Genomic DNA, 17,181 nt, shown 5'->3' with positions numbered 1-17,181 from the left:
GTTAGCGCACGATGGTCTGGCTGCAGATATGCCCCAGGCTTACGTACTGCGTGATATTGCCGCCTACACCAACACCCGGGAACTCCTTGAGCTCGATGCGCCAGCCGCCCATGTTGAACCAGGTCCGCCAGTTGTACGTCTGGCCGGACGAGCTGTCCGGGTAGACCACATTCAGATCGCCGGAGCAGGTGCCCAGGTCGACGTTGCCGGAGGCTGCGCCGGTGATACCGGTCTTGGCCTCGTAGTCGACCCAGTGGTAGTTGATGGTGTTATCGAAGCGTTTGTCGACCCGCAGCACCGGGGTCACGCCGCGCAGCGGCTCACCGGTGCTGTCCGACCATTGGGTGCTCCAGCTCAGGCTACGGGAGGCCTGGGTGGCCAGTTGCATGATCGAACTGGGAATGCGCACCACGTTGTCGCCATTCACATTGTTCTGGTTCAGTCGTGGTGCCGAGCCAAAGGACAAGATGTATCGCGCCTGCGGGTTGAGCGCCACTGCCGGGTTGGCCCGTACCCGCACCTTGACGGTGTAGCCAGGCGTGAGGTTGGGGTACGTGGAGGTGTTGTTTGGCTGGATCACCACCCAGTTATTGCCATCGAAGCGCTCGAAAATCCACTGGTTGCGGGTGCCCGCACCGTCATCGCCAAGGAACATGCCCACGCCCTGGCCGCGCAGCGCGGTGAAGTCGAAGTAATCGACATCGTTGACGCTGTCGAGGTTGCCGGCCACCTGGTTCAGCGCGTCTGGCAAGGCGAACGCGGTTTGCGCGGTGTCGTTGGGCTCGAAGGCGTCGATGTTGCTGTCCACCGCCACGCCAAAACTGAACTGCGAATTGCTCGCGGTGTTGGCCACCATGTACCAGTAGTAATCGCCGGCAGGCATCACGCCGTTGAGGTATTCATCGGCGCTGCCGGCGTTATCAGAGGTGCCCGCCAGCGTCAGGTTACCCTGGCCGTCGTCATGGAACAGGCTCAACGACATATCGGTACCGGCGCTCTGGTTCAGCAGCTGAACCTGGATGCGCGCGCTTTGCGCGAGGTTGAAGTGGTGGGCCACTTGCGCCCCGGTTTCCACACCGCTGACGGTGTACAGGGTGTTGATATCCAGGGTTGGGAACAAGGGAGTGAAAGCGGCAATCGCTGCACCTTGCAACTGCTTCTCGCCAGGTTTTTTCAGCTCATCAACCCGCGTGTCCACCGGCACGCTGCTGGCTGCGGCCTTGCTTGCCAGCGCCTTGGCCTTACCCGCCTTGGCCGCCTTGAGTTTTTGCGTAAGTTCGGCCGAAAGCTTCGAGGACTCAACCTTGCCCCCCACTTTAAGCGCCTGGTCCACCGCTTGCTTGACCGCCTGGGCGGACAGTTTGGCGGGGGCTTGCGAAGGGTACTGCTCGGCCAGGGCAAAGGCCGAAACGAAGCAGGAGGCCGCCATGGCCGCGCCCAGCATAAAGGCTTTTTTCGATTTCATTTTTTATCCATCCATAGTTAAAAAATTGTGGCGTCGGTGCGCGGTGAAATCCGTTCACCTGGGATGGACTGTAGGATGTGACTGTATATATGTACAGTATTTTTTAAGATGAATGTGCGAAAGACCGTCACCGCCAAGGCAATTTTTTCACATCGATTTCACTGGCCGACCACGCCCCTGCCCCTACATTGCCCGGCAACACAAACAGCTGTACCTCAGGTGCCAGGGTGAAGAGCGTGGTTGAAATGAATTGCCCGGATGAACGCCGGGCGAAAACCCTCAAGCAGTCAGGGCTGCGTTTCGGTGCGCTGATCGCCCTGAGCCTTGTAGTGATGGGCGCCATGCTCTGGCCCACCACGCCGCAGAACCTGGGCGTCGACAATCGCCTGGTCACTTCCGGGGCCCTGGCAGCCTGGCGCAGTGGCAACCTGATCGTGCTGGTGCGCCATGAAGAACGCTGCGACCGCTCCAGCAATCCGTGCCTGGGCCCTGTCGATGGCTTGACCCGCCCCGGCAGTGTCTCGGCAGTGGCGGTGGGTAGCGCATTCCATACCCTGGGCATGTCCCACAGCGATGTGTTGAGCAGCCCCACCACGCGTACCGTGCAAACTTCGCAGTTCATGTTCGGCGACGTCCACGTGTTACCCGACCGCTTGACCTTGTGTGGCACCGCCCTCGCGCATGACCTGCCGGCACGCAAGATTGCCGGGCGCAACCTGTTGCTGGTCACCCATAGCGAATGCATCGGCGACCTGGAGCGGGTGCTGGGCTACCCCCACGCCGACGGTGCCGAATACGGCAGCTCGCTGTTTGTCCGGGTCGGCACCAACGGCAAGCTCAAGGTACTGGGCGTCTTGAACAGCCAGGACTGGGCCGCCGCCCTTGGCCACTTCTAGCGGTCAGCTCACAATATCGCTGCGCCGCAACTCTCCCTGCACCTGCAGCATGAAGGGCGGCTCGGTAGGCTTTCCAGCAATCTGCAACGTGCTCATGTTCGACTGGCGGTCATAACTGACGATGGCTTCGCCGCTCGCCCCAGAAAACCTGCTGACAAACTGCAACGGTCTGCCGCCCAACTGCGCGGTGATCCCTGACACATCGACTTTGTCCTGGCCACTGACAAAGTCCTGGACCCGGTCCGGTGCCGCAGCATTGGACTCGTTGATTTTTCCATAGACGAAGGTGTCGTTGCCCTTGCCGCCCCACAGCGTGTCGGCACCTTCAGCGCCGTAGAGCACATCGTTCCCGTCACCACCGCGCAACTGGTTATTCGCTACGTTGCCCACCAGCCAATCGTTGCCTTTGCCACCCGTGGCATGCTCGATCGTGACGCCATAAGCAATGCAAACGTTGCCTTTAAGGCCACCCACATCGGAAAACGTCCCCGCCTTGAGGCTGATTTTCTGGTCCTGCTCATAACCCGAAAAGTCCAGCGTGTCGGTCCCGCCGCCATCCCAAATAGCAGCGACCATCTTGTCGTTCTTGCGGTGGATACTCAGGAAGTCACGATGGGTATTGGAGTTGAAACCGTAGGTGGTGTCGTCATTGCGCGTCTTGAGATTGGCGCCATATCGGGACTGGTAAGCCGTTATGTCGTCCAATTGTGGCGCCGATGAACGAAAGCCGTCATGCCGCATGTAGGCGGTGCGCTCGCCCCTGTAGCTCATGCCGGTGTGGCTTTGCGAATCTTCTTGAGAGTCGAGTTGGTTGCGCGTGAAGCTGCCGTCATAGCGCCCAGGATGCTGTAACCCCATCGCATGCCCCAGTTCATGGACAATCGTGTGCCGGCCGGCATCGCCAAGGGCTGCGTTGGCAACGCTGTGCTCCTCAGGCGTGTTTACAAACCACACCTCCCCCCCACGGCCACTGCCCGGCAGCACCGCATGGGGGTTGCCGCTCTGGGAACGGCCGTTGCGGTCGACCTTTTGCCCATAGTTGCCAATGCTGATATGCCCTTCGCTTTTTGCCGTCCTGGGCCCTTCGCTGAACTTCACGTTCGCCACATCTGCAATCGACTCAAGGCTGCGCCGGGTCTGCTGCCTCTGGTTCTCGAGGATATGGCTGAACCCGGTCTTGTTCTGCCAAACCTGCTTGGGGTCGGCGGGCGGGGCGCGGAACTCGTAGGAAACCAAGCGCGTGCCATCAGCGTTCGTGTCCGGCCAGCCCGAACTGGAACGCCACAGCGACTTGGCCGCATCCCCCGTGGTCTTGGACGCCAGCCCATTGTGCTGGATGCCATTGCCACGATCATCGCGATGGCGAAACTGATCAATCGTCTGGAACAGTGGACTGCCTTGCATTGCGGGGGTCGACATGGCTCTGGCTCCTGGGTCGTTTCAGATCCGAGAGGCACCGTTGCGTGCGCTCTACCGGCCGAACCTTGAAGGAGCCTGGCTGGCTGCGGTATCACGAAAAGTCTGCATTTATTATGGGAAACAGCGACGCGCAGGCTGGTTGTTTCAAACAAAGACCGTCGTCACCCCGGCAACGGAATCACCCGCAACGGCCTGACCGACTTGTAGGAAAAGCTCGAATAGATTTCCTTCACACACGGCAATGTCTGCAACACCTCCCGGGCAAATTCGCCGAAGGACTCCAGGTCCTTGGCCACCACTTCCAGCAAAAAATCATAGCGCCCGGACACGTTATGGCAGGCGACGATTTCCGGGATGTCCAGCAACCGCTGTTCAAACGCCCGGGCGATTTCCTTGGAGTGGGTGTCCATCATGATGCTGACAAACGCCGTGACCCCATAGCCCAGGGCCTTGGGCGAGAGAATCGCCTGGTAGCCGCCGATCACGCCGCTGTCTTCCAGGTTCTTGATCCGGCGCCAGCACGGCGAGGTGGTCAGGGAAACGCGCTCGGCCAGTTCGGCAACGGTCAGGCGCGCGTTGCCTTGCAGGGCGTTTAACAGGGCTTTGTCGGTACGGTCCAGGCTGCTGGGCATGTCTTGCCTCAAATTGTTATTTTTATGGGACTTCATCCTTCGCCAGCGGTTTTTCTCGGCAAAGTAGGCAACGTTCGGCCTCGGTTATGAGCATAGCATTGTAGGAAATAAGGAGCGTCCGACATGCACAATAAACACAATACATTCGGCTTTTCTACCCGCGCCATTCACTACGGCTACGATGCGCAAGACCATCACGGGGCCCTGGTGCCGCCGATCTACCTGTCGGCGACCTTTGCCTTCCCGACCGCCGAATACGGCGCGGGGTGTTTTGCCGGTGAAGAAAGCGGGCACTTCTACACGCGCATTTCCAACCCGACCCTGGCGCTGCTGGAGTCACGCATGGCCACCCTGGAGGGCGGCGAGGCAGCAGTGGCATTCAGTTCCGGCATGGGCGCAATTGCCGCGACCTTCTGGACCCTGCTGCGCCCCGGCGATGAGGTGATCGTCAGCCAGACCTTATACGGCTGCACTTTCTCCCTGCTGCACCATGGCATCGGCCAGTTCGGCGTCAAGGTGCGCCATGTCGACCTGTCGGACCTCGACGCCCTGCGCGCCGCACTCTCCCCCGCGACCCGCATGATCTACTGCGAAACCCCGGCCAACCCCAACCTGCAATTGATCGACATTGCCGCCGTGGCCAAGATCGCTCACCAGCAACCCAACATTACTGTGGTCATCGATAACACCTACTGCACCCCGTACCTGCAACGCCCGCTGGAAATGGGCGCCGATGTGGTGGTGCATTCGGCCACCAAGTACCTCAGCGGGCATGGAGATATCACCGCCGGGATTGCCGTCAGCCGCCATGACCTGGCACAACGCATCCGCCTGCAAGGCTTGAAGGACCTGACCGGTGCCGTCCTGTCGCCCCAGGACGCCTTTTTATTGATGCGCGGCCTCAAGACCCTGGCCCTGCGCATGGATCGCCATTGCAGCAATGCCCAGGCCGTGGCCGAAGCCTTGCAGGCGCACCCGGCGGTCGCGTCGGTAACCTACCCCGGCCTGCGCTCCTTCCCACAATACGAGTTGGCGGCGCGGCAGATGAAACTCTCGGGTGGCATGATTGCCTTTGAACTCAAGGGCGGCATCGCCACCGGCAAGCGCTTCATGAACGCGCTCAAGCTGTTCAGCCGCGCGGTCAGCCTGGGCGACGCCGAATCCCTGGCCCAGCACCCGGCGAGCATGACCCATTCCACCTACACCCCAGAGGAACGTGCCCAACACGGAATTGCCGAAAGGCTGGTGCGTTTGTCGGTAGGGCTGGAGGATATTGCAGACCTGCTGGCCGATATCCAGCAGGCGCTGGCGCATTGCGTCAAGCGTGCGCCGGCGAGCAAACCGGCGACCCATTCTGTGTAGGAATGGGGGTCACTTCACCAGCCGGGTTTCCTTCGAAGGCCGGTAGCCGAAGTAGGCGCTGTAGCATTTGCTGAAGTGGCTGGGCGACACGAACCCGCAGGCCACCAGCACATCGACCTGGGACAGTTCGGTGTGCTGCAGCAGGCGCCGGGCCTCGGTGATGCGCAACTCCATGTAATAGCGCTGCGGTGTGGTGCCCAACTGCTCGCGAAACAGGCGCTCCAGCTGGCGCCGCGAACGCCCGGCATACACCGCCAGTTGCTCCAGGGCCAGGGGTTCTTCGAGGTTGGCATCCATCAGGCGCACCACCTCGCGCAGCGGCGCACTGACGCAGATATTTTCAGCGGGCTTGATCCGCCGGTAACGCGACTCCTCGAACGCCAGGATATCTTCGATACCTTCCACCAGCGCCTTGTCGTGCAGGCTCTTGATCCAGTCCAGGGCCATATGGAACGCACCGGATGGGCTGGATGCGCTAAGACGGTCACGATCGATCACATAGGGCTCGCTGCTGACTTCGGTGGCCTTGGCGATTTCCGTCAGGGCCGGGCGATGCTCCGGATGAATGGCACAGCGATAGCCATCCAGCACCCCGGCCTTGCCCAGGAACCACGCCCCGTTCCATAGCCCGGCGAGGATCACGCCCTGCTGCGCGGCGGCCTTGAGCAGTTCGATAAAGCTTTCACCGGCCTTGAGCTGGGTCCGATAGCCACCGCAGATCACCAGCAGGTCGAGCTCAGCCAGCGCGCTGTGCTCAAGGCGCGCGTCCGGGCGAATCACCAGGCCCAGGTCGCTGATCACCTCCTGCTCGTCCAGGCCGAAGGTGCGCGAGGTGAACAGCCCAGGACGCAGCAGGTTGGCGGTGATCAGAGTGTCCAGCGCCTGGGTGAAGGCCGGCAGGGAAAAATGTTCCAGCAACACAAACCCCGCGCGAACCAGGCGTGGGGCCTGGCCCGGGGCTTCGTTCAGGTAGCGCAGGTTCTTACCTTTCATCCCGCCGCTAAATTGCCGTCTTTCCATGAGTGTTCAACCTGTCTGCGGCGCTGTATGAGGCGCCATCGCCGGCAACAGCTTAGGGCTTGATGTTTTTCAACTGGTTGAGCAATTCGAGCAGTTGCTGCAATTGCTCTTCGCCGAACTGTTCCTGGATCTTCTGGTAGTTGCTTTCCATCCCCGCGCTCATCTCGACGAAGCACTGTTGCCCCTGCTCGGTGAGGTTCACGAACACGCGGCGCTGGTCTTCGCTGGACTTGCGCCGGCGCACGATGCCGTCGCGTTCCAGGCGCGTCAGCACCCCCGTCATGCTCGGCTTGAGGATGCAGGCCAGGTGCGCCAGTTGATGGCTCTCCAGTTCGCCTTGCTGGCGCAGGATCCGAATCACCCGCCACTGCTGTTCGGTCAATTGATGTTCATTGAGCAACGGGCGGAAAAACGCCATGGCGGCTTCACGGGCCTGCAGCAGGGTCAGCGTCAGGGAAGGTCTGGGAGTGGACATGGCTCACGCGCATAAGAGATCGAAGCGTCGAAGCTTAGGGTCGGCTCCACGGGCATGCAAGCCGGCCGCCGCACAAACTCGTTAATCTCGACACGAATTATTTTATGACGATGCAAATTGTCTACCCAGAATAAATATAACATGTTAACAATATGCCACTCCCTTCAGTGATCCGAAGGGCGATACCTACAAAAACAACAAAAGGAATCTGTCATGCATTTGCGCCTCCTTCCCCTGGCGGCCAGCGCGGGCCTGTGCGCTACGTTCAGCCCCCTGAGCGCCTACGCCGAGTTTATCCAGGACAGCAAGGCCAGCCTCGACCTGCGCAACTTCTATATGAACCGTGACTTTCGCCAGACAAACGCGCCGCAGAACAAGGCCGATGAGTGGGCCCAGGGCTTTGTGCTGCGCCTGGAGTCGGGCTACACCGAAGGCCGGGTGGGCTTTGGCGTGGATGCCCTGGGTGAACTGGGGGTCAAGCTCGATTCCAGCCGTGACCGTCGTGGTACCGGCCTGCTGCCGTATGGCGCCAGCCAGCAGCCCGTCGACAACTACAGTGAACTGGGCCTGACGGCCAAGGTGCGAGTGTCGAAAACCGTGCTCAAGGCCGGCACCCTGCAGCCGCAGCTGCCGGTGGCCGCCTACAACGACACCCGGCTCCTGCCCTCGACCTATACCGGCGAGTTGCTCACCTCCCAGGACATCGCCGGCCTGACCCTGAACCTGGGCCGCCTGGAAAAACAAAACCTGCGCGATTCTTCCAGCAACGACCAGATGAGCTACGCCGGCGTCGACAGCAGCCACCTGGACCTGGCCGGCGGCACCTATGCAATCACCCCGCAGTTGGCGACGACTTACTACTACGCACAGATGCAGGACATCTACCGCCAGCACTTCATCGGCCTGGTGCACGACCTGCCGCTGGGCAACGGCATGAGCCTGCGCAGCGACCTGCGTTACTTCGATACCCGCGAGCAAGGCAGCCATGATTTGCGTGGCGCATCGCGAGTGGACGGCGGGCGCATCGACAACCGGTTCTTCAACGGCATGCTGAGCCTGTCGACGGGGGCCCACAAGTTTGGCCTGGGCTATCAGAACCTCTCGGGCGACGGCGATTTCGCCTACCCCGGCATGGACCCCTATTCGGTCAACCTGGTAACCATCAACGTCTTCACCAAGGCCCAGACCGATGCCTGGCAGGCGCGTTACGACTACAACTTCGCCGCCCTCGGCCTGCCGGGGCTGACCTTCATGACCCGCTATGTGGATGGCAGCCACGTGCAGACCGCCAGCGTGCGTAATGGCCGCGAATGGGAGCGCGATACCGACCTGACCTACACCGTGCAGAGCGGGCCACTGAAAAACGTCAACGTCAGGCTGCGTAACGCGACCCTGCGTTCGAGCAACGGCCTGACCAGCGATATCGACGAAAGCCGCATCATCGTCGGCTACAGCCTGGCGCTGTGGTGATCAACGCAGGCCTGCCTGGCGCAGGCGGTACTCCCCCGGTGTCATGTGCGCATAGCGCTGGAAGAACCGGCTGAAATAAGCCGGGTCCTTGAACCCCAGCTGATAGCAGATTTCATTGGCTGAACCACCGGTAAACAGCAGCAGGCGCTTGGCTTCCTGCATCAGCCGTTCAAGCACCAGGCGCTTGGACGGCAGGTCGGCAATGCGCCGGCATACGTCGTTGAGCCGCGCCTCGGTCACGCCGATTTGTTCGGCGTACGCCGACAGCGGCCAATGCCGCAAATAGTGGTCTTCGATCAGCTCATTGAAGCGGTGGAAGATGCGCAGGTCTTCATGGCGCGCCGGGCGTGCTTGCAGGGAGTTGGCGCACAGGCGCAGCAGGCTGATCATGATCAACCGCGTCAGGCTTTCCAGGGCCGCCGCCCGCCCCGCGCCGGTGCTGTTGATCTCGCCGCTCAACTCGTCGAACAGCCAGTCCAGCCGCTTGATCTCGGGCTCGAACTCAGGTGCCAGGCGGGCCAACGCCACGCAGGCGGGCGGGATCTGTGGGCCGGGCGCCAGGCTCGGGTCGGCATCGACCAGCGCCCGCACCCACTGCTGGCGCACGGTCAGTACGTGGCCATCGGCGTCGGCTTCAGTGACAAAGGCATGGGCCACCGTGGGCGGCGTGAGGAAAAACATCGGCCCCGATTCCAGGTACTGCTGATCGTCGAGGTAGACCCGCACGGCGCCGCTCTTGACGTAATGCACCTGGAAGAACCGGTCATGCCGATGCACGGGCATGTTGCGCCCGAAAAAACCCGCCAGGTTGCCGAGCCGATCGTAATGCACGTCGGCATCGCTGTAGCGCTGGTCGTAGACCTGGCCGATGTTGATGTTGGGGATCGGTTTCACAGGCTTCTCTTTAGTGTTTTTTGCACCCGATGATTTTGCCACGCTTGACGGTAGTTAACATATTAATTATAACGTTAACACATTAACGAACTGCCTTTAGAGCAGTCGCCATCGCCAGGAGAAATCCATGAGCCGTACCCTGCATGATGTTGCCAGCGGCACCCTGTTCGGCGTCGCGCTGAACTACCAGGGCTTGCTGAACCAGCGTCTCGCCGAATTCGAGCAGCCGCCGTACCAGAAGCCCCCGGTCAAGCCGGTGCTGTTTATCAAGACCCCCAACACCCGCAACAGCCATGACGGCATCGTGCACCAGCCCCACGGCGAGCGCCTGCAACCGGGCCCGGCCCTGGGCGTGGTGATCGGCAAAAGCGCCAGCCGCGTCAGCGTGGAAAATGCCCTGGAGCATGTGGCGGGCTATGTCATCGTCAATGAGTTCAGCCTGCCGGAAGACAGCTACTACCGCCCCGCCGTCAAAGCCAAGTGCCGCGACGGGTTCTGCGCCCTGGGCCCTGAACTGGTGGCCCGCGAACAGATCGCCAACCCCCATCAGTTGAGCCTCAAGCTGTTGGTCAACGGCGAGTTGCGCCAGCAGAACACCACGGCCAATTTTGTCCGTGACATTCCCCGGCTGATCGCCGAGATCAGCGAATTCATGACCCTGCATGCAGGCGATGTGCTGATCACCGGCACGCCCGAAGGCCGGGTGGATGTGCAGCCCGGCGACACCGTCGAAGTCCAGATCAGCGGCCTGGGCCGCCTGGTCAACCACATCCAGGCCGAGGAACAGCCATGAAGCACGCGCGTATCCGTTTTGAAGGCCAGGTCCATCAGGTCCACGTCGAAGATTTCAATGCTGTGCGCCTGGCCGATGGTCGGTTGCTGGCCGAAGACCAGGTGCAGTGGCTGCCACCGGCCACCGGCAATATGTTCGCCCTGGGCCTGAACTACGCCGACCATGCCGCCGAACTTGCCTTCGCCCCGCCGACCGAGCCGCTGGCATTCATCAAGTCGCCGGGCACCTACACCGGGCACAACCAGATCACCTGGCGCCCGGACAACATCGCCTACATGCACTACGAGTGCGAGTTGGTAGCGGTGATCGGCAAGCCGGCGCGCAACGTCAAGCGCGAGGACGCCCTGGAGTACCTGGCCGGCTACACCGTGTGCAACGACTACGCGATCCGCGACTACCTGGAAAACTACTACCGCCCCAACCTGCGCGTGAAAAACCGCGACGCCACGACCCCGGTCGGCCCGTGGATGGTCGACGTGGCCGATGTGCCGGACCCAGGCAACCTGACCCTGCGCACCTGGATCAACGGTGAGTTGCGCCAGGAAGGCAGCACCCGCGACATGATTTTCGATATCCCCTACCTGATCGAATACCTGTCCAGCTTCATGACCCTGCAACCCGGCGACATGATCGCCACCGGCACCCCCGAAGGCCTGGCCGACGTGGTGCCAGGGGATGAAGTGGTGGTGGAAGTGCAAGGCGTCGGCCGCCTGGTCAACCGAATTGTCAGCGAGGCGGACTTTTTCGCCGCCCGGAAAGAGGCTTGAACCCCATGATCAAACACTGGATCAACGGCCGTGAGGTCGAAAGCAAAGACACCTTCATCAACTACAACCCCGCCACCGGCGAGGCGATTGGCGAAGTGGCCAGCGGTGGCGCCGAAGAAGTCGCCCAGGCCGTGGCTGCGGCCAAGGAAGCCTTCCCCAAGTGGGCCAACACCCCGGCCAAGGAGCGCGCGCGCCTGATGCGCAAGCTCGGTGAGCTGATCGAGCAGAACGTGCCGCACCTGGCCGAACTGGAAACCCTGGACACCGGCCTGCCGATCCACCAGACCAAGAACGTGCTGATCCCACGGGCTTCGCACAACTTCGATTTCTTCGCTGAAGTCTGCACGCGCATGGACGGCCACAGCTACCCGGTGGACGACCAGATGCTCAACTACACCCTGTACCAACCGGTGGGTGTGTGCGCGCTGGTATCGCCGTGGAACGTGCCGTTCATGACCGCCACCTGGAAGACCGCACCGTGCCTGGCCCTGGGCAACACGGCGGTACTGAAGATGTCCGAGCTGTCGCCTTTGACTGCCAACGAACTGGGGCGCCTGGCCCTGGAAGCGGGGATTCCCAAGGGCGTGCTCAACGTGATCCAGGGCTACGGCGCCACCGCCGGCGATGCCCTGGTGCGTCACCCGGATGTGCGGGCGATTTCCTTTACCGGCGGCACCGCCACCGGCAAGAAAATCATGCAGACCGCCGGCCTGAAAAAGTACTCCATGGAGTTGGGCGGCAAGTCACCGGTGCTGATTTTTGAAGACGCCGACCTCGAACGGGCCCTGGATGCCGCGCTGTTCACCATCTTCTCGCTGAACGGCGAGCGCTGCACCGCCGGCAGCCGCGTGTTCATCCAGCAGAGCGTGTACCCGCAGTTCGTCGCCGAGTTCGCCGCCCGCGCCAAACGCCTGATTGTCGGTGACCCGCAAGACCCGAACACCCAGGTGGGCTCGATGATCACACAAGCCCACTATGACAAAGTCACCGGTTACATCAAGATTGGCCTCGAAGAAGGCGCCAACCTGGTGGCAGGCGGCCTGGAGCGGCCGGCGAACCTGCCGGCGCACCTGGCACGCGGGCAGTTTATCCAGCCGACCGTGTTCGCCGACGTCAACAACAACATGCGCATCGCCCAGGAAGAAATTTTCGGCCCGGTGGTGTGCCTGATTCCCTTCAAGGACGAAGCCGAGGCCCTGCAACTGGCCAACGATACCGAATATGGCCTGGCGTCCTACATCTGGACCCAGGACATCGGCAAGGCTCATCGCCTGGCCCGTGGCATCGAGGCCGGCATGGTGTTTATCAACAGCCAGAACGTGCGCGACCTGCGTCAGCCGTTCGGCGGGGTAAAGGGCTCGGGGACCGGTCGTGAAGGCGGCCAGTACAGCTTCGAAGTGTTCGCAGAAATCAAGAACGTGTGCATCTCCATGGGCAGCCATCACATCCCGCGCTGGGGCGTGTAACTGTGGAAGCGGGCTTGCCCGCGATGCTCGTCAACGATAACGCTGGCTTTCAGGATTAACGCGCTGACCTTGGGTTTTTCGCGAGCAAGCTCGCTCCTACACAGTCCGTAGCGCACCAACAAGAATAATGAAATCAGGAGAATGATCATGGGTGAAGTAGTCCTGGCGGCGAAAATCTGCCACGTGCCTTCCATGTACCTGTCGGAACTGCCGGGCAAGCACCACGGTTGCCGCGCCGCAGCGATTGCCGGGCACAAGGAAATCGGGCGCCGCGCCCGTGAACTGGGGGCCGACACCGCCGTGGTATTCGACGTGCACTGGCTGGTCAACAGCGGTTACCACGTCAACAGTGGCGAGCGATTCCAGGGCACCTACACCAGCAACGAACTGCCGCACTTCATCAAGAACATGGAGTACGCCTACCCCGGCTGCCCGCAGCTGGGCGAGCTGATTGCCGCCGAAGCCAACCTGGCCGGGGTGCGCACCATGGCCCACAACATCCCGAGCCTGGAGCTGGAATACGGCACCCTGGTGCCCATGCGCTATATGCACATGGACGTGCCCCAGGAGCAGAAATTCAAGGTGATCTCCATCGCCGCCTGGTGCGCCTGGCATCGCCTGGAAGACAGCTTCGCCTTCGGTGCCGCCGTGCGCCGGGCCATCGAGAAGAGTGATCGCAAGGTGCTGGTGCTGGCCTCCGGCTCCCTGTCGCACCGCTTCTCCGACGACCGCGAAGCCGAAGCCAACATCCACAACTGGACCCGCGAGTTCGACAAGCAAGTGGACATGCACGTGGTGCAGATGTGGCGCGAAGGCCGCTTCAAGGAGTTCTGCGCGATGCTCCCGGACTACGCCGAACACTGCTTTGGCGAGGGCAAGATGCACGACACCGCGATGCTCCTGGGCTTGCTCGGCGGGCCTGAGTACAACCGCCCGGCAGAGATCATCACCGAGCCGTTCGGCAGCTCCGGCACTGGCCAGATCAACGCCATTTTCCCGATTTAACACGGTAGGAGCCGGCTTGCCGGCGATCGCGGTGTGCCTGGCACCCACGCGCCTGCAGTCCGGCCGCCATCGCCGGCAAGCCGGCTCCTACAAGGAGAGCAAAATGCCGCATTTCATCGCCGAATACACCGACAACCTCGAACACCAGGCCGACCTGCCGGGGCTGTTTGCAAAGGTCCACCAGGTGCTGGGAGACAGTGGCGTGTTCCCTCTCGGCGGCATCCGCAGCCGCGCGGTGCGCCTGGACACCTGGCGCATGGCCGATGGCAAGCACGACTACGCCTTCGTCCACATGACCCTCAAGGTCGGCCACGGTCGCGACCTGCCTACCCGTCAGGCGGTGGCTGAAACCCTGTTCAGGGTGATCACCGAGCACTTCGCCACCCTGCAGGCACAACGGCTGCTGGCCCTGTCCTTCGAGATGGTCGAGCTGCACCCGCAGTTGAATTTCAAACAGAACAACGTCCACGCGTTTTTAAGCAACCAGGCGGGTTGACCCCGCCTCCCCCAACGGCCTCTCAGACAAAAAGTACAACATCATGAGCACTGCCAATACCGCCCACAGCGTTACCCTTGCCGAGCATGATCGCACCCACAGCACCGTCACCTGGCGCCTGATGCCGTTGCTGCTGATCTGTTACCTGTTTGCCCACCTGGACCGGATCAACATCGGGTTCGCCAAGATGCAGATGAGCAGCGACCTGCACTTCAGCGACACGGTGTATGGCTTCGGTGCCGGCCTGTTCTTTATCGCCTACGCGCTGTTCGGCGTGCCCAGCAATATCGCCCTGGACCGCGTCGGGCCACGGCGCTGGATCGCCTGCCTGATGGTGGTGTGGGGCATCCTGTCCACCAGCATGCTGTGGATCGAAAGTTCCACCGGCTTTTATGTCCTGCGTTTTTTGCTGGGCGTGGCCGAGGCGGGTTTCTTCCCGGGGATCCTGGTGTTTCTCAACCGCTGGTACCCGGCGCGCCGACGCGCGCAGATCACCGCCCTGTTCGCCATCGCCGTGCCCATGGCCGGGGTGATTGGCGGGCCGCTCTCGGGGGCGATCCTGGAAAACTTCCACGACTTTGGCGGCATGCGCGGCTGGCAGTGGATGTTCCTCATCGAAGGCGCCCCCGTGGTGGTGCTGGGCCTGGTGGTGCTCAAGTACCTGCCGGACAGTTTTGAAACGGTGAAGTGGCTGGAGCCTGCGCAAAAGCAACAATTGCGCGAGCAACTGAGCACCGAGGAAAAGCGCAAGTCCATCACCTCCTTCGGCGGCATCCTGCGCGACCCGCAAGTGTGGCTGCTGGTGGCGATTTACTTTGCGGTGATGCTGGCGGTCAACACCCTGGCGTTCTGGATGCCCACCCTGATCCATGGCGCCGGCATCGGCCGCGACAGCCAGGTCGGCCTGCTGAGCGCCGTGCCGTATCTGGCCGGCTGCTTCTTCATGATCGGCTGCGGGCGCTCTTCGGACCGCAACCGCGAACGCCGCTGGCACTTGTGCGTGCCGCTGCTGATGGCCGCCGCCGGGATTGCCGTGGCCGGCCTGGCACCGGGCAACTCGCTGGTGGTGATGGGCGGCCTGATCGTCGCCGGCATGGGCGCCAGCGCCGCGCTGCCGATGTTCTGGCAACTGCCGCCGGCCTTCCTGTCCAACTGCACCCAGGCGGCCGGGATCGCCATGATCAGCTCGTTTGGCAGCATCGCCTCGTTCCTTGCGCCCTACCTGATCGGCTGGATGCGCGACACCACCCAAAGCGCCAGCCTCGCCCTGTACGTGCTGGCGCTGTTTATCGCCCTTGGCGGCCTGCTGGTGTTGCGCACCAACGCCGCCATCGTCAACCCTCAGTAAGAGACCCTTGTCATGCTCGATCCACAGCTCATCCTGCAAGCCGCTGCCCAACTGGACCATGCCGAACGCAGCCGCGAACAGGTACGCCAGTTTTCCCTCGATCATCCGGCGATCACGATCGAGGACGCCTACGCCATCCAGCGCGCCTGGGTCGCCCAGAAGATCAAGGGCGGGCGCAAGCTGGTCGGGCACAAGATCGGCCTGACCTCGCGGGCGATGCAGGTGTCGTCGAACATCACCGAACCGGACTACGGTGCGCTGCTCGATGACATGCTGTTTGAGGAAGGCACCGACATTCCGTTCGAGCGCTTTATCGTGCCGCGGGTCGAGGTCGAACTGGCCTTCATCCTCGGCAAGCCGCTCAAGGGCCCCAACTGCACGATTTTCGATGTGCTCGACGCCACCGAGTGGGTGATCCCGGCCCTGGAGATCATCGACGCGCGCATCCAGCAGGTCGACCCGCACACCAAGGCCACGCGCAAGGTGTTCGACACCATCTCCGACAACGCCGCGAATGCCGGCGTGGTCATGGGCGGCCGCGCGGTGCGGCCAACCGAGATCGACCTGCGCAAAGTGCCGGCGGTGCTGTACCGCAACGGCGTGATCGAAGAGTCCGGGGTCTCGGCCGCCGTGCTCAACCACCCGGCCAAGGGCGTGGCGTGGCTGGCGAACAAGCTGGCGCCCTACGACGTCACCTTGCTGCCAGGGCAGATCATCCTCGGCGGCTCGTTTACCCGGCCGGTGGCCGCCAGCCCGGGCGATACCTTCCATGTCGACTACGACATGCTCGGCTCGATTTCCTGCCGCTTCGTCTGACACCTGGAGAACTGATTCATGGACATGCCTGTCAACCGCTTCAAACAGCGGCTCACCTGCGGGGAGCCGCAGATCGGCCTGTGGCTGGGCCTGGCGCACGCGTACTGCGCGGAACTGGCGGCCAATGCCGGTTTCGATTGGCTGCTGATCGACGGTGAACACGCCCCCAACGACTTGCGCGGCATGCTCGGCCAATTGCAGGCCGTGGCGCCCTACGCCAGCGAGGCGGTGATTCGTCCGGTCATTGGCGACACCGCATTGATCAAGCAGGTGCTGGATATCGGCGCGCAAACCTTGTTGGTGCCGATGGTCGAAAGCGCCGCCCAGGCCCGGGAACTGGTGCGCGCCATGCGCTATCCACCCCAGGGCATCCGCGGCGTGGGCAGCGCCCTGGCGCGGGCTTCACGCTGGAACAGCATCGACGGCTACCTGGACCAGGCCGACGCACAGATGTGCCTGCTGGTGCAGATCGAAAGCTTGCAAGGGCTGGCCAACCTCGACGCGATAGCGGCTGTCGAAGGCGTGGATGGCGTGTTTATCGGCCCGGCGGACTTGAGTGCATCCATGGGCCACCGGGGCAATCCGGGGCACCCTGACGTGCAAGCGGCAATCGAAGATGCCATTGCGCGGATCCGCCAGGCGGGCAAGGCGGCGGGGATTCTCAGTGCCGATGAGAAACTCGCCCGGCGGTACATCGAGCTGGGCGCGGGGTTTGTCGCAGTGGGGGTGGATGCCACGGTGCTGATGCGTGGGTTGCAGGGGTTGGTGGGCAAGTTCAAAGACAAACCCGCGCCAGCGAGCACTGGCGGCGTGTACTAATCACCTTCAAGCGCCGCAGGACCCAATGTGGGAGCGGG

Annotated in this window: 17 protein-coding genes; 11 read left to right on the top strand and 6 right to left on the bottom strand. The window is 62.3% G+C overall.

Annotation, left to right across the window (positions count from 1 at the left end; genetic code table 11):
- Position 1: 1 nt before the first annotated feature.
- On the bottom strand, positions 2 to 1,465 hold the full coding sequence (locus HBO12_RS24970; RefSeq protein WP_170043520.1) for a hypothetical protein: 1,464 nt from the start codon (positions 1,463 to 1,465) through the stop codon (positions 2 to 4).
- A 245-nt stretch (positions 1,466 to 1,710) separates the two neighbouring features.
- Here HBO12_RS24970 and pmrG point away from each other — a divergent pair, with 245 nt between their 5' ends.
- Complete coding sequence (gene pmrG / locus HBO12_RS24965; protein ID WP_262377077.1) at positions 1,711 to 2,361, top strand: lipopolysaccharide core heptose(II)-phosphate phosphatase PmrG; 651 nt, start codon at positions 1,711 to 1,713, stop codon at positions 2,359 to 2,361.
- 3 nt (positions 2,362 to 2,364) lie between these two features.
- On the opposite strand, the gene HBO12_RS28585 is transcribed toward pmrG, so the two are convergent.
- A complete protein-coding gene (locus HBO12_RS28585; protein ID WP_170043519.1) occupies positions 2,365 to 3,780 on the bottom strand; it encodes a M10 family metallopeptidase C-terminal domain-containing protein in 1,416 nt (471 codons plus the stop codon).
- A 161-nt stretch (positions 3,781 to 3,941) separates the two neighbouring features.
- A complete protein-coding gene (locus tag HBO12_RS24955) occupies positions 3,942 to 4,412 on the bottom strand; it encodes an Lrp/AsnC family transcriptional regulator (protein WP_169956871.1) in 471 nt (156 codons plus the stop codon).
- Positions 4,413 to 4,535: 123 nt separating this feature from the next.
- On the opposite strand from HBO12_RS24955, the gene HBO12_RS24950 reads away from it, so the two are divergent.
- On the top strand, positions 4,536 to 5,774 hold the full coding sequence (locus HBO12_RS24950) for a methionine gamma-lyase (RefSeq protein WP_170043518.1): 1,239 nt from the start codon (positions 4,536 to 4,538) through the stop codon (positions 5,772 to 5,774).
- A gap of 9 nt (positions 5,775 to 5,783) precedes the next feature.
- On the opposite strand, the gene HBO12_RS24945 is transcribed toward HBO12_RS24950, so the two are convergent.
- Both HBO12_RS24945 and hpaR read right to left on the bottom strand, forming a co-directional pair.
- A complete protein-coding gene (locus HBO12_RS24945) occupies positions 5,784 to 6,794 on the bottom strand; it encodes a GlxA family transcriptional regulator (RefSeq protein ID WP_169956873.1) in 1,011 nt (336 codons plus the stop codon).
- A gap of 52 nt (positions 6,795 to 6,846) precedes the next feature.
- Positions 6,847 to 7,269, bottom strand: a complete 423-nt coding sequence (gene hpaR / locus HBO12_RS24940) for a homoprotocatechuate degradation operon regulator HpaR (protein WP_169956874.1) — start codon at positions 7,267 to 7,269, stop codon at positions 6,847 to 6,849.
- 213 nt (positions 7,270 to 7,482) lie between these two features.
- Here hpaR and HBO12_RS24935 point away from each other — a divergent pair, with 213 nt between their 5' ends.
- Positions 7,483 to 8,739: an OprD family porin gene (locus HBO12_RS24935; protein ID WP_170043517.1), complete on the top strand. Its 1,257-nt coding sequence runs from the start codon at positions 7,483 to 7,485 to the stop codon at positions 8,737 to 8,739.
- Here the strand turns inward: HBO12_RS24935 and hpaA are convergent, their stop codons facing one another.
- The gene (gene hpaA / locus HBO12_RS24930) at positions 8,740 to 9,633 is read right to left on the bottom strand and encodes a 4-hydroxyphenylacetate catabolism regulatory protein HpaA (RefSeq protein ID WP_169956876.1); all 894 of its coding nucleotides are present in this window, start codon (positions 9,631 to 9,633) and stop codon (positions 8,740 to 8,742) included. It abuts the gene before it with no gap.
- Between the two features lie 127 nt (positions 9,634 to 9,760).
- Between hpaA and HBO12_RS24925 the strand changes: the two genes are divergently transcribed.
- The 8 genes from HBO12_RS24925 to hpaI all read left to right on the top strand — a co-directional run bounded on the left by HBO12_RS24925 (position 9,761) and on the right by hpaI (position 17,143).
- A complete protein-coding gene (locus tag HBO12_RS24925; RefSeq protein ID WP_169956878.1) occupies positions 9,761 to 10,426 on the top strand; it encodes a fumarylacetoacetate hydrolase family protein in 666 nt (221 codons plus the stop codon).
- A complete protein-coding gene (locus tag HBO12_RS24920) occupies positions 10,423 to 11,193 on the top strand; it encodes a fumarylacetoacetate hydrolase family protein (protein ID WP_169956879.1) in 771 nt (256 codons plus the stop codon). Before HBO12_RS24925 ends, HBO12_RS24920 begins: the two co-directional genes overlap by 4 nt.
- 5 nt (positions 11,194 to 11,198) lie before the next feature.
- Positions 11,199 to 12,659: a 5-carboxymethyl-2-hydroxymuconate semialdehyde dehydrogenase gene (hpaE, locus tag HBO12_RS24915; RefSeq protein WP_169956881.1), complete on the top strand. Its 1,461-nt coding sequence runs from the start codon at positions 11,199 to 11,201 to the stop codon at positions 12,657 to 12,659.
- Positions 12,660 to 12,806: 147 nt separating this feature from the next.
- Complete coding sequence (gene hpaD, locus HBO12_RS24910) at positions 12,807 to 13,664, top strand: 3,4-dihydroxyphenylacetate 2,3-dioxygenase (protein ID WP_169956882.1); 858 nt, start codon at positions 12,807 to 12,809, stop codon at positions 13,662 to 13,664.
- A 103-nt stretch (positions 13,665 to 13,767) separates the two neighbouring features.
- Positions 13,768 to 14,160, top strand: a complete 393-nt coding sequence (locus tag HBO12_RS24905; protein WP_170043547.1) for a tautomerase family protein — start codon at positions 13,768 to 13,770, stop codon at positions 14,158 to 14,160.
- A gap of 43 nt (positions 14,161 to 14,203) precedes the next feature.
- Complete coding sequence (locus HBO12_RS24900; RefSeq protein WP_170043516.1) at positions 14,204 to 15,508, top strand: MFS transporter; 1,305 nt, start codon at positions 14,204 to 14,206, stop codon at positions 15,506 to 15,508.
- 12 nt (positions 15,509 to 15,520) lie between these two features.
- The gene (hpaH, locus tag HBO12_RS24895) at positions 15,521 to 16,324 is read left to right on the top strand and encodes a 2-oxo-hept-4-ene-1,7-dioate hydratase (protein ID WP_169864354.1); all 804 of its coding nucleotides are present in this window, start codon (positions 15,521 to 15,523) and stop codon (positions 16,322 to 16,324) included.
- Between the two features lie 18 nt (positions 16,325 to 16,342).
- On the top strand, positions 16,343 to 17,143 hold the full coding sequence (gene hpaI / locus HBO12_RS24890; RefSeq protein ID WP_170043515.1) for a 4-hydroxy-2-oxoheptanedioate aldolase: 801 nt from the start codon (positions 16,343 to 16,345) through the stop codon (positions 17,141 to 17,143).
- The last annotated feature ends 38 nt before the right edge of the window (positions 17,144 to 17,181 follow it).

This window comes from Pseudomonas sp. WS 5059 (assembly GCF_012985525.1).
GTDB lineage: Bacteria > Pseudomonadota > Gammaproteobacteria > Pseudomonadales > Pseudomonadaceae > Aquipseudomonas.
Note: the sequence above shows the minus strand (reverse complement) of the source record. Positions and strands in the feature narration are given on the sequence as shown.

Excerpts from the sequence above, each read along its gene's own strand:
- HBO12_RS24955 (WP_169956871.1), bottom strand. The coding sequence starts at position 4,412 with ATGCCCAGCAGCCTGGACCGTACCGACAAAGCCCTGTTAAACGCCCTG.
- hpaR (WP_169956874.1), bottom strand. The coding sequence starts at position 7,269 with ATGTCCACTCCCAGACCTTCCCTGACGCTGACCCTGCTGCAGGCCCGT.
- HBO12_RS24900 (WP_170043516.1), top strand. The coding sequence starts at position 14,204 with ATGAGCACTGCCAATACCGCCCACAGCGTTACCCTTGCCGAGCATGAT.
- pmrG (WP_262377077.1), top strand. The coding sequence starts at position 1,711 with ATGAATTGCCCGGATGAACGCCGGGCGAAAACCCTCAAGCAGTCAGGG.
- HBO12_RS24945 (WP_169956873.1), bottom strand. The coding sequence starts at position 6,794 with ATGGAAAGACGGCAATTTAGCGGCGGGATGAAAGGTAAGAACCTGCGC.
- HBO12_RS24935 (WP_170043517.1), top strand. The coding sequence starts at position 7,483 with ATGCATTTGCGCCTCCTTCCCCTGGCGGCCAGCGCGGGCCTGTGCGCT.
- hpaH (WP_169864354.1), top strand. The coding sequence starts at position 15,521 with ATGCTCGATCCACAGCTCATCCTGCAAGCCGCTGCCCAACTGGACCAT.
- hpaI (WP_170043515.1), top strand. The coding sequence starts at position 16,343 with ATGGACATGCCTGTCAACCGCTTCAAACAGCGGCTCACCTGCGGGGAG.
- HBO12_RS24925 (WP_169956878.1), top strand. The coding sequence starts at position 9,761 with ATGAGCCGTACCCTGCATGATGTTGCCAGCGGCACCCTGTTCGGCGTC.
- HBO12_RS24905 (WP_170043547.1), top strand. The coding sequence starts at position 13,768 with ATGCCGCATTTCATCGCCGAATACACCGACAACCTCGAACACCAGGCC.
- HBO12_RS24920 (WP_169956879.1), top strand. The coding sequence starts at position 10,423 with ATGAAGCACGCGCGTATCCGTTTTGAAGGCCAGGTCCATCAGGTCCAC.
- HBO12_RS28585 (WP_170043519.1), bottom strand. The coding sequence starts at position 3,780 with ATGTCGACCCCCGCAATGCAAGGCAGTCCACTGTTCCAGACGATTGAT.
- hpaD (WP_169956882.1), top strand. The coding sequence starts at position 12,807 with ATGGGTGAAGTAGTCCTGGCGGCGAAAATCTGCCACGTGCCTTCCATG.
- HBO12_RS24970 (WP_170043520.1), bottom strand. The coding sequence starts at position 1,465 with ATGAAATCGAAAAAAGCCTTTATGCTGGGCGCGGCCATGGCGGCCTCC.
- hpaE (WP_169956881.1), top strand. The coding sequence starts at position 11,199 with ATGATCAAACACTGGATCAACGGCCGTGAGGTCGAAAGCAAAGACACC.
- HBO12_RS24950 (WP_170043518.1), top strand. The coding sequence starts at position 4,536 with ATGCACAATAAACACAATACATTCGGCTTTTCTACCCGCGCCATTCAC.